This window comes from Synechococcus sp. PCC 7336 (assembly GCF_000332275.1).
GTDB lineage: Bacteria > Cyanobacteriota > Cyanobacteriia > Thermostichales > PCC-7336 > PCC-7336.
Genome location: NZ_CM001776.1, coordinates 4012225 through 4024099 on the forward strand (window position 1 = coordinate 4012225; position 11875 = coordinate 4024099).

The window sequence follows — 11875 nt, forward strand, 5'->3', positions numbered from 1 at the left end:
GGCTGCTTATACTTATACATCGATAAGAGGCTCGCCCGAACAGCATTTCTTCAAGTCATTTGAATACAGTTACTGATACTGAAACTTTTTATACATAAGATGATCTCACAGATCCTGCAGCCTATCGAGGATAGGACTATGGCTTACTCCTCTGGGCGATTGTACCCACCTACTGAGAATCAAGAATTTTAGGCTGCATCAAAAACACTTCCTGCAGCAATAATTTTCTTAGATAACCATATATCGTAGGGAAAAAGCATAAATACTTTGTTTTTGTAGTAAAAGTTTTGAATCTCCCTGAAAAATATTACCGTTTGTAATGTACGGGGTCATTAAAGCTGAAAATTGTCAGGACTAGAGACTCAAATTGGGGCTATCAGGGCCGAAATCAGCAATTCCCCCATCTCTTTGGCAGAGTTGAGCCTGTCGGGAATTGGGTCAGCTCAGATTGGGGTCGCCAAATTGCGGAGTCTTTCAGGGGCCAAATAGTGGCATCTTGAGATAAGAGTGTTAAGGAATGTAAAGATGTCAGCGGACAATCCGAAGGTGGTTGTAGTGGGAGCCGGATGGGCGGGGCTAGGCGCAACCTACCATTTGGCCCGGCAAGGATACGATGTGACACTGCTGGAGGCTAGCCCCTATCCGGGGGGGTTGGCGGCGGGTTGGGAAACACCGGAGGGGCGCTCGGTGGAGGGAGGTATCCACGGGTTTTGGTATCCCTACAGCAATATCTTTGGCTTGGTAGGCGAACTGGGATTGCAGCCGTTCACACCCTTTACCCGCTCGTCCCAATATTCCCCCGCCGGCTTGGAGGTGGAGTCGCCCCTGTTTCAACACAAACAGCGCTTGCCGTCCCCCCTCGGCACCTTTCTCTACACGGATTTCAAACGGCTGCCCCCGAGCGATCGCCTTTCTGCCCTGCCCCTGCTCTACGCCATCATCGACTTCGATAACTCCGATGAGGCTTGGCGACGCTACGACTCCGTCACTGCGCGGGAACTGTTCAAACAATTTGGCGTTTCGGAACGGCTGTACAAAGAGTCGTTCGAGCCGATGTTGCTAGTGGGCCTGTTTGCGCCGGGAGAACAATGCTCGGCAGCGGCAGCGTTGGGGATGTTGTACTACTTCATCCTGGCCCACCAACCTGACTTCGATGTGGTTTGGTGTCGCGGCACGATTGGCAAGTGGATTTTCCAGCCTTGGGTCGATCGCATCGAGACAGCAGGGGGCAAGGTGCTGACCGAGCGGCGGGTCTCCGATTTGGTGTTGGACAAGCGCGGTCGAGCCAAAGCGGTGGTGTGTGGAGACGAGAGGTTTGACGCGGATGCCGTTATTTTTGCGGTCGGGATTAGCGGTATGCAGGCTATTGTCAGGGGCAGCGAGAGTTTGCGATCGCGACCAGAGTTTTTGGATGTGATGAATTTGCGATCGATCGATGTCATGGCAACGCGGTTGTGGTTCGATCGCAAGGTGGAGGTACCGCTGCCCTCCAATGCTTGTTTTGGTTTCGATCCCGCGACGGGCTGGACGTTTTTCGATCTCAACACCCTGCACGATGAATTTCGCGACGCACCGGGCACGGTTATCGAAGCCGATTTCTATCATGCCGATCGGCTCTTGCCCATGAGTGACGAGCAAATTGTACGCAAGGTCCAGCGAGATTTGACTACCTGCGTTCCTGGATTTGGCGATGCGAAGGTGGTGGATTCCAGTATTATTCGAGTGCCGCGTGGGGTGACGCACTTTGCCCCCGGCAGTTACCAATACTTGCCTTCGGCTACCACCAGTATCGAGAATCTGTTTATGAGTGGCGATTGGATTGCGAACCAACACGGTTCTTGGTCGCAGGAGAAGGCTTATGTGACGGGGTTGGAAGCGGCGAATTTAGTCGTCGATCGCTTTGGCACAGGAGAACCTGCCCGCATCGTCCCGGTCGAGCCCGACGAACCTCATATTCAGGTGTTGCGATCGCTCAATCGCTCCGCGCGATCGTTTGCGAGGGACTGGCTGCCCAGTCTCGGCTGGCTGCCTTAGGTAGGGCCTCCAGATCGGCTACAGTGGGTTTCCCCACCGATTCCGTGTCGATGCTTGCTCCAATTGGCTGGCTTCAATTAGCAATCCGACTGTGTCTTGCCCTCCTGGCCGGGACGGCCATTGGTCTGGAGCGGGAAATTTTAGGCAAGCCTGCCGGGTTGCGGACCAATATGTTGGTGAGTTTGGGAGCGGCTCTGTTTGTGCTGGTTCCGATTGAGTTGGGGTTGGCTCAAGAGAGTCCAGATGCCCTCAGCCGAGTGATTCAGGGGGCGATCGCGGGGGTGGGGTTTATTGGTGGCGGCACCATTCTGAGCGGGCACAAGGTGAAGGGGTTGACATCTGCCGCTGCGATTTGGGTATCGGCTGGGCTGGGGATTGCGATGGGCTGCGGCTTGTGGCAGCTAGGCTCGATCGGGGCGGCCTTGGCCTGGATTGTCTTGCGGGTGGTGGAGTGGCTTGAGGTTGGGTTGCTGAGGCCCCCAAAGGGCAGGGGCAAGATTGAGCGATCGCATCCACCCAGTTGAAATGAAGGCCGATAAGGTCTCTCAGCTACATCACGGTACAAAAAGGCGACCGACCCCCATAAAATTTTCAATATCGATCGAAATTTCAAGAATACGGTCAAGACAACGATTCCGGTAAACTCGATCCGCCAAAACCCGATCGGGATTTCCAATTGTAATCACAGGCAGTGAATCTGCTGCATTTTCCTCACGGAGAACTTGTTCTAGCGAATCTTTCTCTTTCATACTCCGATTAGCTGTGAGCAAAATCATTCGATTGGATTGAGCTGTTCTCCAAACCATCCGATCGCTACGATTAATCGGCAGGTTTATCTCTTTAAAAGTCACAAAACGAATCGAAAGTATCGTCAACCAACCTTGGCTGGCGATATTGCCCAGTAAAATCTCTGCGTGCCCTCCCAAGTTGTGGTCAATGAGGAAGGTCATACCTCTAATTCGTGTCTAGCTTTCTGCTCCTGGAGCTTTGCCCAAAGAGCTTCTCGACCTGGTTTAGGTTGCATTAATGCAATACGGGCAAAGTGTTCGCGATTGCGCGCTTCCCAATACTGTCTATTTTCCTCAGCTTGCTCCAGAACAGACTGATATTCTGCTTCGACTTCCGCACGATTTGCCTCAATGTAGGCTAGAGCAGCATCAATCCGATCCTTTGTAATGTCAAGCAGAGAACGGATAAACTTCGGAGGATATTGAGCTATTACATAGTCCATCACATCGTAGAGAGTGATGCGCGTACCCGAAATTGTTAGTCCGCGTTCTGTGCGAACGATCGCTGGTTGGTCCTTGGATGCCGAAGCCATAATCATAGCCTCTGAAGCTATTGAGGAACTATGTCGATCCTACCCTATGAGCTTGCCACACTGCGTATGCTGATTTTCAACGAATCTCATTCTCCCCATTTGGCCGATCTTCAAGAATACGCTTAAAGCGTTCTAGATAATCTCGAATTGGAACAGGCCGCAAAATCATCTCAGAAGCACTGGAGCGCAACTTCTGAAGCTCAATCAGTCGGCTAATAACGATTGACTTAAGTTCTGCTTTTAGTTTTTTACCCAACGTTTTTGCATACTCATGGGCTTGCTGAATTGGGTAGGGCAAAATTTTGACCCGTGTATTGCTCCGTTGAACGAGCCTTAAACGGGTGTGCTTGCCGGTTGCAGCAGCACAGTCAATACCACTCCCCCAAACGACAAACCAGCCCCTGCCGCCACGAGTGGATGTACCCTTTCCTGCAAAACGATCGCCGCAAGGACGAGGGGAGGTTCGATACGACCGAGCAAAATCACTGTATTGACAGTCGTCAACTCTAACACCCAGAAGATCGGGGCGGGGGCTAGAGCTCCCGATCGCGACCCCGCGAACAGTCTCAGCAGATCGATCCCCCAAGCCGTAGGCATTTATTCGCTTTGAGGAGCAAAGGCTGCCATGACTTGGGTGAGTTCGGAACGCAATTGGTTGAGGGCGCGATACAGACTCAGGCTTTGAAACAGGGATGGATGGGGGAGCTCGGCTGCAGTGTCTGTCGGTTGGAGGACGAGGAGATTCAGCGATCGCAGCATGCCAAAGCCCGATGGTGGCGTAACCTCAATCCCCGAAGCCGCTAAAAATTGCTGGAAGTTACCGCCAGTCGTTTCAAACAACTGGGCTTTGTCTCGAATATCCTTCCAATCGAGCACCAGCGTTTGGGTCGGGTAGCGAGCGATTAGTTCTGTGAGGACGATCTTGCCATCCACCGCCGAGCCAATCAGTGCCGCCCGTAAAGCCTGCTCCCCCGACACAGTGGGGGCGGCGGGTTCGATACCCTCTGCCAATTCCTGTAACACCGAGCTGCCCAAGTCCGATTTCAAAAAATTCACGAACGGCAAAAAATCCACCTCGATTTCTTCTTGCAGCGATCGCCTGAGGGCTGTTTCTCGTTCATCCGACAGTCCTCGCACAAAATAGCCCAACGTCCCGTCAGCCTCACCCGTGCTGGCATAAGTCTGGAGGGATTCGGCAGAGATGGAACGGCGACCGATGCCATTGACGATGGTCAGTTCTTCGGCGGCATTGGCAGTGAGAGGGAAGGTTACAGCGGCGATCGCCAACAGGCTGGCAATGAGGGGGTGGGAGGAGGAGGTCATCGTGACAACTGAAGCTCGTCTGAGGATAGCTCGACCATCGCTGACAGCTCAGTTCAATGCAACAGAATCGAACGAATCATTGTGCGATATGTAACGTAGATTCGAACGCAGCTTCTGGCAAACTAGAGAACGCGATCGCGCAATGCTATTGCCAAAAATCCGAGACCGCGTAGCCCAACTCCGCCAACAACTGACGAACTAACGGCAAGCTAATCCCAATCACATTGCTATGACAGCCCTCGATGCGATCGATAAACAAGCCACCCAAGCCATCTAAGGCGAAGCTACCGGCACAAGCCAGCGGCTCCCCCGTTGCGATATAGCGACGAATATCGGTCTCTGACATAGGCGCAAAGTAAACCTCGGTCACCCCCACACAACTCAGTTGCCGCTGCTGTCCCGTATCGATCGCCGCATGTCCGGTGTAGAGATAGCCCATATTTCCCTGCATTTTTTGCAGCCGCTGGAGCGATTCGGCAGCATCCTCGGGCTTGCCGTAAACTTCGCCATTCAGGACAAACAACGAATCTGCCCCCAACACCACCACGGCCTCCGCGTGGCGAGCCGCCACAGTCTCCGCTTTTTTGACCGCAAGAATTTCCACCAGTTGCTTCGGATCGTCGTGGCGCACTCGATCTTCGTCGAAGTCGCTGGGCTCGACTGCAAACGACAGACCTGCCGCATTCAGAAGCTTGCAGCGGGCGGGAGACTGAGAGGCCAAGATTAACGATGGCAGCATAGCGGTGGAGAGACGGACGAGACTCGGTTTAATTCTAGGGGGACGGGCGATCCTTCGCGATCCGACTGCTCGACGGCAAACTAACAATTGCGAATCTACTATCCGTTCCGAGAACTGCTCGCGTTACTCTGAAAGGGCAGTCATCGGTCAGTCTGACCGGAACTGAGGCGATCGCCCTCTCAACCTTCACCCCATTTTTCGCTATGGCCACCGACCGAACCCACGAGCGCTCCCGCTGGATTTCACAAACCGCCTGCCGATTGCTAGTCTTCTGCGTGGCGGCGATCGCCTTTGGATGGGGGGGCAGCCCTGCGGCGATCGCCTTGCCCCAAGGCAATGCCATCACCGACAGCCACCAACTCTTGAGAATGGCCTTGCCCTTCGAACAGAAGGATGTGCGCAAAGTGGATTCAGACCTCTCTGCTGCAGAGCGAGATATCAAGCGCATCCGCAGTCTGGCGAGTGCGGAGAGCAGTGTTCGCAAAGCCTCCCGCCTATTGGCGAGACAAGAATCTCGCATTCTGGCGGCGGTGCCGGAAGCCGCTCGGACAAAAGCGACTGCCGATCTCGCTCAGCTCCAGCAGTCGCTGGAATCTCTCGACGAGGCTTTAGGGGCTGGCGATCGCGAACTGGCCAGCGATCGCGTCGATGTCGCTCTCGCCCAACTCGAAACCTTCGAGCAAGATTTGGTCGCAGGCTTCCCCTTTGAGATTCCGAGTGAATACGACGGCCTGCCCCGCCTGTTGGGTCGGGCCGAGGCAGCGTTTAAAACCACTGCAGGCAGGATGGTCTTGACCTTAGATGGATACAACGCACCGCTGTCGGCAGGAGCGATCGCCGATTTGGTCGAGCGCGGTTTCTACGACGGTTTGCCCTTCGATCGGGTGGAGCAGTTTTACCTCATTCAGTTGGGCGATCCCCCCGGCCCCGAGGATGGCTTTATCGATCCCGCCACTGGTGCGAAGCGCACCTTGCCGCTAGAGATTCGGGCTCGCGGTCAGGAGGCTCCCTTCTATGGCGAGACGTTTGATATGGCAGGCTTTGTGGGTGTCGAACCGATGCTGCCGTTTTATGCGCGGGGCACCTTGGCAATGGCCCGCTATGAGGACGAACTCAATAGTGCTTCCTCTCAGTTCTTTATCTTTTTAGCCGAACCTGAACTGACTCCAGCGGGCTTGAATCTGTTGGATGGCAATTACTCTACGTTTGGATATGTCACTGACGGTCTCGATGTTTTGGATAATGCGACGTTGGGCGATCGCGTTATCGATGCCGAGCTAATTTCTGGCAGCGAGGCATTAGTCCATCCTTAAACCAAAGCTAGTCTGAAATCCGTAGTTTTGGGCACTGGTTCAGCTTGACAGGGAAAATCAATCAAACGCCTTTAGATCAAGGATTACAGCTATTCACCACCAAAAACGCTAAGATCCTTTGATAGCAACCGTTTGGAGCTATTCATCACATCCAACGGAACCAGTGCCAAGGGGCATGGAAGATGCTGTATCTCCCCAGAGGATTCAGCCATTTTGACCTCGTCTGACAACGTGCGGCTCAGTAAGGCAAGAAAAAAGGGCAGCTAGGGTGCTAACCAGCTGCCACGGGAAGGCTTCTTTGACTCCTCACAAGCACGTAGATCCGAGGTTTGGATAGGTATGCAGTTTTTATGTTTCGAGCGCCGATCGCTACAGCTTCCTCAACCGCTCCGCTAAAATCTCCGCCTGCTTCTCCAACTCTGCCAGCGCCTTGCGGTTGCCCTCCACCACGTCGGCAGGAGCCTTGTTGACAAAATTGGGATTGTCGAGGCGAGCCCGAATGCCTTTCATCTCCGCCTCGATCTTGCCGAGATCTTTCTCCAGCTTGGCTCGCAGCGCGTCGATATCGACTAAGCTCGCCAGTGGCATCAAGACCTGAATAGTACCGACAACACCGGCAGCCACCTGTTTCGGTTCTTCCACCAACTCGGCCACGATGCTGAGGCTTTCGGCTTTAGCGAGACTGGCGATGTAGTCTCGACCGCGAGTCAGGACCGAGCGCTCGGCTTCACTTTGGCTTTGTAACACCGCCGCGATGGTTTGACCGGGGTTGAGGTTGGTTTCCGATCGCAGGTTGCGCAGGACGCGAATGGTGTCGATGACCAGTGCGAACTCTCGTTCCAGATCGGGATCGATCGCCTCTGCCTGCGGCAGGGGATAGGGCTGCAGGGCGATCGAGGTTTTCGCCTCCACCTGCGTCAGGGTTTGCCAAATTTCCTCAGTCAGGTGGGGCATCCAAGGGTGCAGCAGGCGCAAGAGTCCCTCTAAGACAGTAGCTAACACCTGTTGTGCGGTTCGCTTCGATTGAGCGTCTTCGCTGCGCAGGCGGGGTTTCACCAGCTCGATATACCAATCGCAAAACTCATCCCAAATAAAGCTATACAGCAGGCGTGCCCCTTCCCCCATGCCGTAACGCTCCAGCAAATCGATCGCTTGCTGCGCGGTGGAATTGAAACGGGATAAAATCCAGCGATCGCTCCATTCCAACGCCTCTGGATCGGGGCTGCCCAATTGGGCGGGAGTCTGGTCCTTCAAGTTCATCAAGGCGAAGCGGGAGGCATTCCAAATCTTATTGGCAAAATTCCGCGCCGCTTCCACCGTGGAAGATTCTCCCGTTTTGCGGTTGTAGGCCAAGCGGATATCCTGACCGGCTCCTACCACTTCTTTCACCAAGGCAAACCGCAGCGCGTCGGTGCCGTACTTTTCCATCAACTCCAGCGGGTCGATGCCGTTATTCTTCGACTTCGACATCTTGGACCCGTCTTCGGCCCGCACCAAGCCATTGATATAGACATCTTTGAACGGCAGTTGGCCCGTGAGTTGCTGACTCATCATGGTCATGCGAGCCACCCAGAAAAAGATGATGTCAAATCCTGTGGACATCAAGGCATTGGGGAAATAGCGATCGAGATCTTCAGTTTGCTCCGGCCAGCCTAACGTGGAGAAGGGCCACAGTCCCGACGAGAACCACGTATCGAGCACATCAGCCTCTTGCACCAGTTCGACCTCGTCGCCAAACTTCTCTCGCGCTTTCTCGTAAGCTTCTGTCTCGCTGCGCGCCACGATATAGCTCTGTGGGTCGTCGTCCCCTCTGACATACCAGGCGGGGATTTGGTGCCCCCACCACAATTGTCGAGAGATGCACCAGGGCCGCAGCTTTGCCAGCCAGCCTTCGTAGACTTTGGTCCACTTTTCGGGGATAAATTCGGGGTCTTTTTGCTGCTGAGAAGCCTCCAAACAGGATTGGGCCATGTCGCTGACATCGCAGAACCACTGAATGGAGAGAAAGGGCTCGATCGGGACTTTGCCGCGATCGCTATAGGGAACGGTGTGGGTGTAGTCCTCAACTTTGTCTAGCAAGTGGTTATCTGCAAACCACTTCACCACCGCTTGGCGGGCCTCGAAGCGATCTAGGCCCTGCATGATGCTGCCATTCTCGTTAATGGAGCCGTCTTTATTGAGAATATTGATGAATGGTAGATTGTGGCGCTTGCCGATTTCGAAGTCGTTGGGGTCGTGGGCAGGCGTGATTTTGACGCAACCGGAGCCGAATTCGGCGTCAACGTAATCGTCCGCCACAATTGGGATGAGGCGATCTTGAATGGGCAGGCGCACCTGCTTGCCAACTAGCTTTCGGTAGCGATCGTCGTTGGGGTTCACCGCCACCGCCGTATCCCCCAGCATGGTTTCGGGGCGGGTGGTGGCGACGACGAGAAAGCGATCGGGGTCGTCGGCCAGGGGATAGCGGAAGTGCCATAGATGGGATTGCACTTCTATACTGTCGACTTCAACGTCGGAGACTGCCGTCTGCGTGGCCGGACACCAGTTGACCAAATATTCGCCGCGATAAATCAGCCCCGCTTCGTAGAACTGGACAAAGGCTTCAATCACTGCTCGATTCAGCCCCTCGTCCATCGTGAACCGTTCGCGGCTCCAATCGAGGGATAGGCCCAGCCGACGCAACTGTCCCTTAATCGTCCCCTGCGAAAATTCCTTCCATGCCCAAGCCTGCTTGAGGAATTCTTCTCGTCCCAAATCGAAGCGGGATTTGCCCTGCTGCCGCAGCTTGTTTTCCAAAACCGTGTGGACGGCGATGGAGGCATGGTCGGTGCCGGGGACCCAGAGGACGTTGTAGCCCCGCATGCGCTTGTAGCGGGTAATGACGTCGGGCAGTGTGAAGGCTAAGGCATGACCCATGTGCAAGCTACCCGTCACATTGGGGGGAGGTAGCACCATACTGAAAGCTTCGCCCGGTTGCTCGGGGTCGGCGACATAGACCCCTCGCTCTTCCCAAAAGGTTTGCCAGCGGGGTTCGGTGGCAAAGGGATCGTATTGTTTGGCTGGGGAGGCAGGGGCAGCAGCAGTCATGTCGATGGCTTGTAGGCAGAGTGACAATTTTAGTCTTTCACTAGCCTAGCAGCGCGATCGCAGAGGTCGCCCCCATCGATTGGGGCAAAGTCAGTCACTTCTCAAACATGCTCTGGGTGCTATACTCTGCTTCGTCCGCGCTCGAGATACAAGCCAATCGACTGGGGAATGTCAAAACATGAGTACTCTGTACGAAAAGTTGGGTGGAAAAGCTGCCGTCGATCTAGCCGTCGATAAGTTTTATGAGAAGGTCTTGGCAGATGAGCGAGTCAAGCATTTCTTTGCCAATACCGATATGCAAAAACAGAGACAGCATCAGAAGTCTTTTATGACCTATGCGTTTGGAGGCGCTGAAAACTGGCAAGGCCGCTCCATGAGAGAGGCTCACAAACAACTCGCGGACGAAATGGGATTGAGCGACATCCATTTCGATGCGATCGCCGAGAACCTAGTTGCCACATTAGTTGAACTCGACATTCCTCAAGAGTCGATCGATGAGGTCGTACAAATTGTCGGTTCAGTCGAGCACCGCAATGAGGTATTAAACCGCTAAAATGCTTGCCTCCGCCAGTTATGCTGCAGGTAGATCGAAGCAGGCGGGAAAATCATTGGGGTCGATCTTGCGGGCAGCCAGTTCCCCCAATTGATGGAGAACGTCCATATTATTGGGGTCGTCCATCGTACTCAGCGATTCAATCAGCTTTGCATCTGTCAGCGCGGGATCTAAGGCTGCCACCCCTGTAGGAGTGAGGTCGGCGTTATAGCGCAGATAACTGAGCAACTTCTGGCTAGCCATTGAGTCATTGCGCAAATCTCCCAATTCACTATCAATGGATCGCGCGGTGGGACTCTCCGCCATCCATTGCAACAGCGTTTCTTGCAACACCGAGCAGTCATCCATGAGCGATTTGAGGGAATTAATCGCGTGCAAAGCCGCCAGATTTGAGTTCTGCGCGCCAGCGTCCAGCATCCCCGTTCCCACAGACACGAGGAGGAGTTGTTCGGCCCCCTGCGGCCAGCCAACTCGATAGCCCTCCAGAGTGGCATACATCAATGCCTGCAAAGCTGGGTTATTGAATGGACTGACACCCCCATCTACAAACTCTCCTCGCAAGGGCGAGCGACCGGGCCTGTCAACGATATCGATCGCTTCCCCCTCAAAAAACGATGGAGCTGCTGTGGAGGCTCGCACCACCTGCCACAACGGGTAATCGCTATTGCCAATGGTGCCATCTGGGAGAGAGGAGAAAAACTGACCGCGCGGATTGTTGCTAATGGGCCAGGGGCTGCCCGTATCTAAGCGTTTAGTGACAACGAGTAAGCCCGTCTGCAGTTCCGGCCCCCCCAAAACCGCATCTTTATAAACCGTCTTCAGTTCTCGAATCAATGCCCCCGCATCGTATTTGGCCCGCAGAACCCCCTGTCTCAATAACCCCTTCTGAAAGACTTTGCGACCGAGGCTAATGTACTTCTGATAAAGCCGCTCTACGCTCCAGCCCATCGCCAGCGTGGCAGCAATAATCGCTCCGGTGGAGGTGCCTGCAATCAAATCGAAATAGTGGCAAAGTCGAAAGTTAGCATCGCCATTGTGCCGCTCTCGCAAGATGTCCTCGATTTTTTGCAGAATCGCCAAACTCAAAACACCGCGCAATCCGCCCCCATCTAGCGTGAGAATGCGTTTTGGCCGACCGTCGTTCTGGAAGTGGCGATCGCGATCGCGAACCACATAGCTCATCGTTTTGCCTCCTGCTAGCCTAAGCCTCAAGCTTATTGAATCAAAAGTTGCGCTGGAAGCCTCGGATCTCGACACGAGCCCAATATACTCGCGAATATCGAACACATTCATCCGCGATGAAGTAATTTTCGCGAAATAATGGCGGTCGAATGGGTATATTTATACTAAAATAGCCGCTCGCCCCATCGTCTAATTTGGGGCTGCTCGCTCCTTCTCCTGGGCGCAGGTGACCTGCAGGTGCAAGGTTGACTTTGCTTTGTGAAAGCTTCACACAATTTTCTTTCCGTAAATTCCAATAATCTCAGTTAGACTTCATCTGGTTG

The 11875-nt window shown here is 54.1% G+C and carries 12 protein-coding genes; 4 read left to right on the forward strand and 8 right to left on the reverse strand.

Going from position 1 to position 11875, the window contains the following annotated elements:
• Positions 1-525 precede the first annotated feature (525 nt).
• Positions 526-2034: an FAD-dependent oxidoreductase gene (locus tag SYN7336_RS18995; protein WP_017327521.1), complete on the forward strand. Its 1509-nt coding sequence runs from the start codon at positions 526-528 to the stop codon at positions 2032-2034.
• Positions 2035-2084: 50 nt separating this feature from the next.
• Positions 2085-2558, forward strand: a complete 474-nt coding sequence (locus SYN7336_RS26765) for an MgtC/SapB family protein (RefSeq protein ID WP_083885819.1) — start codon at positions 2085-2087, stop codon at positions 2556-2558.
• Between the two features lie 30 nt (positions 2559-2588).
• On the opposite strand, the gene SYN7336_RS19005 is transcribed toward SYN7336_RS26765, so the two are convergent.
• The 6 genes from SYN7336_RS19005 to SYN7336_RS19025 form a co-directional block, all read right to left on the reverse strand.
• Entirely contained in the window at positions 2589-2984 is a 396-nt protein-coding gene (locus SYN7336_RS19005) for a hypothetical protein (protein ID WP_017327523.1), read from the reverse strand.
• Positions 2981-3355 (reverse strand): hypothetical protein, encoded by a 375-nt coding sequence (locus SYN7336_RS19010; protein ID WP_026101151.1) that lies wholly within the window; start codon positions 3353-3355, stop codon positions 2981-2983. Before SYN7336_RS19010 ends, SYN7336_RS19005 begins: the two co-directional genes overlap by 4 nt.
• A gap of 76 nt (positions 3356-3431) precedes the next feature.
• Complete coding sequence (locus tag SYN7336_RS31210) at positions 3432-3653, reverse strand: hypothetical protein (protein WP_156820231.1); 222 nt, start codon at positions 3651-3653, stop codon at positions 3432-3434.
• A 35-nt stretch (positions 3654-3688) separates the two neighbouring features.
• A complete protein-coding gene (locus tag SYN7336_RS19015) occupies positions 3689-3952 on the reverse strand; it encodes a hypothetical protein (protein ID WP_017327525.1) in 264 nt (87 codons plus the stop codon).
• On the reverse strand, positions 3953-4678 hold the full coding sequence (locus SYN7336_RS19020) for an alpha/beta hydrolase (RefSeq protein ID WP_017327526.1): 726 nt from the start codon (positions 4676-4678) through the stop codon (positions 3953-3955).
• 145 nt (positions 4679-4823) lie between these two features.
• Positions 4824-5417 (reverse strand): nucleoside triphosphate pyrophosphatase, encoded by a 594-nt coding sequence (locus SYN7336_RS19025; protein ID WP_017327527.1) that lies wholly within the window; start codon positions 5415-5417, stop codon positions 4824-4826.
• Between the two features lie 203 nt (positions 5418-5620).
• On the opposite strand from SYN7336_RS19025, the gene SYN7336_RS19030 reads away from it, so the two are divergent.
• Positions 5621-6730, forward strand: a complete 1110-nt coding sequence (locus tag SYN7336_RS19030) for a peptidylprolyl isomerase (RefSeq protein WP_017327528.1) — start codon at positions 5621-5623, stop codon at positions 6728-6730.
• Between the two features lie 369 nt (positions 6731-7099).
• Here SYN7336_RS19030 and SYN7336_RS19035 read toward each other — a convergent pair whose 3' ends face one another.
• On the reverse strand, positions 7100-9817 hold the full coding sequence (locus SYN7336_RS19035; RefSeq protein ID WP_017327529.1) for a valine--tRNA ligase: 2718 nt from the start codon (positions 9815-9817) through the stop codon (positions 7100-7102).
• Positions 9818-9995: 178 nt separating this feature from the next.
• On the opposite strand from SYN7336_RS19035, the gene SYN7336_RS19040 reads away from it, so the two are divergent.
• On the forward strand, positions 9996-10370 hold the full coding sequence (locus SYN7336_RS19040; RefSeq protein WP_017327530.1) for a group 1 truncated hemoglobin: 375 nt from the start codon (positions 9996-9998) through the stop codon (positions 10368-10370).
• A gap of 18 nt (positions 10371-10388) precedes the next feature.
• Here the strand turns inward: SYN7336_RS19040 and SYN7336_RS19045 are convergent, their stop codons facing one another.
• Complete coding sequence (locus SYN7336_RS19045; RefSeq protein WP_017327531.1) at positions 10389-11552, reverse strand: patatin-like phospholipase family protein; 1164 nt, start codon at positions 11550-11552, stop codon at positions 10389-10391.
• Positions 11553-11875 lie beyond the last annotated feature (323 nt).

Coding starts and splice junctions, on each gene's coding strand:
- SYN7336_RS19005 (WP_017327523.1), bottom strand. CDS start 2,984: ATGACCTTCCTCATTGACCACAACTTGGGAGGGCACGCAGAGATTTTA.
- SYN7336_RS19035 (WP_017327529.1), bottom strand. CDS start 9,817: ATGACTGCTGCTGCCCCTGCCTCCCCAGCCAAACAATACGATCCCTTT.
- SYN7336_RS19020 (WP_017327526.1), bottom strand. CDS start 4,678: ATGACCTCCTCCTCCCACCCCCTCATTGCCAGCCTGTTGGCGATCGCC.
- SYN7336_RS19045 (WP_017327531.1), bottom strand. CDS start 11,552: ATGAGCTATGTGGTTCGCGATCGCGATCGCCACTTCCAGAACGACGGT.
- SYN7336_RS26765 (WP_083885819.1), top strand. CDS start 2,085: ATGCTTGCTCCAATTGGCTGGCTTCAATTAGCAATCCGACTGTGTCTT.
- SYN7336_RS19015 (WP_017327525.1), bottom strand. CDS start 3,952: ATGCCTACGGCTTGGGGGATCGATCTGCTGAGACTGTTCGCGGGGTCG.
- SYN7336_RS19025 (WP_017327527.1), bottom strand. CDS start 5,417: ATGCTGCCATCGTTAATCTTGGCCTCTCAGTCTCCCGCCCGCTGCAAG.
- SYN7336_RS19010 (WP_026101151.1), bottom strand. CDS start 3,355: ATGGCTTCGGCATCCAAGGACCAACCAGCGATCGTTCGCACAGAACGC.
- SYN7336_RS18995 (WP_017327521.1), top strand. CDS start 526: ATGTCAGCGGACAATCCGAAGGTGGTTGTAGTGGGAGCCGGATGGGCG.
- SYN7336_RS19030 (WP_017327528.1), top strand. CDS start 5,621: ATGGCCACCGACCGAACCCACGAGCGCTCCCGCTGGATTTCACAAACC.
- SYN7336_RS19040 (WP_017327530.1), top strand. CDS start 9,996: ATGAGTACTCTGTACGAAAAGTTGGGTGGAAAAGCTGCCGTCGATCTA.